Here is a 1,035-nt window from a genome sequence, read left to right as displayed (position 1 = left end):
GACGCCGAGGAACTACAGGAAGTACTGAATCAGCGCGTCACAGTTTCGTTCTACGAGGACGCGATCGCCGACGGCGTGATCGAACTCTGTGCGGCTTACGGTGCGAAAGACGGCGGCGACGCTCGGAAAGCACTCGACCTCCTCCGCGCGGCTGCGGACCACGCCCGCGCGAAGGATGCCACAATCGTCGATGAAGACAACGTTGCCGAAGCGCGTCGCGAGCTTGAACGCGAGGAGGTGATGGACGGGATCGCCGATCTCGCCGATCAGCATAAGCTCTCGCTGTACGCGCTCGTTTCTCTTCAGCACAACCAGGATGATCCTTCGCGCTCGAAGGATATCTACGAGCGGTATCAGGAACTCTGTGACATTTCCCATCACGACGCTCGCACGCTTCGGCGTGTCCGGGATTTCCTCGGTGAGATTGAGGGCCTCGGCGTGATTGAATCGATCCAGCGCAATCAGGGCTACCCCGAAGGGAAATACAACGCCTACGAACTCGGTCACGACGAGGAGATGATCCTCGCGGCGATGTCCGATCTGCTGAACGAAGTTGGGATCCACGAAGACGTCGCCGATGTCGTCGAGAAGTCTGATCGCATCTCGGCGTAGACAGCGATCAGCCACGAGGCCAAAATCATGGCGGCCTCCGCACGGCCGCAGGGCAAACCGGGAACGTTGCGGTGGGGTGAGTTAAACGACCTCGAAAGCTACTCACCCATCACGTTCTCACCACAAGTCGGGCAAGCAGATCCTTGCTCTTCGTTTTCCAAGTCAGACTGTTGTCCAGTCCATCCACAGATTGGACACTGTATTGGATCAGATCCAGACACAGGACATGTGGACTGTACGTCCCCGGATGAAAAGGTGTGGTGGCACGTAGAACGATAGTCCACTCTTGGGGGTAGGAGGATGTCAATCCGAGATGTATCCGTTTGAGAGATTCGTTTAGCTGAATTGGGGCGAGAAATCCTATCGTTTTTCGAACGAATAGTCGGTCGCGTGGAGCCGGACAGCGAACCCCTAGTGACCTCC

Annotated in this window: 1 protein-coding gene; it reads left to right on the top strand. The window is 57.1% G+C overall.

Annotated elements, in window-relative coordinates; genetic code table 11:
• The coding region (locus tag ACFR9S_RS09100; protein WP_379818465.1) for a Cdc6/Cdc18 family protein at window positions 1-612 on the top strand (612 nt) is incomplete at its 5' end.
• Between the last annotated feature and the right edge of the window lie 423 nt (window positions 613-1,035).

The organism is Halolamina salina, assembly GCF_042678005.1.
In the GTDB taxonomy this organism is placed as follows: Archaea; Halobacteriota; Halobacteria; order Halobacteriales; family Haloferacaceae; genus Halolamina; species Halolamina salina.
Note: the sequence above shows the minus strand (reverse complement) of the source record. Positions and strands in the feature narration are given on the sequence as shown.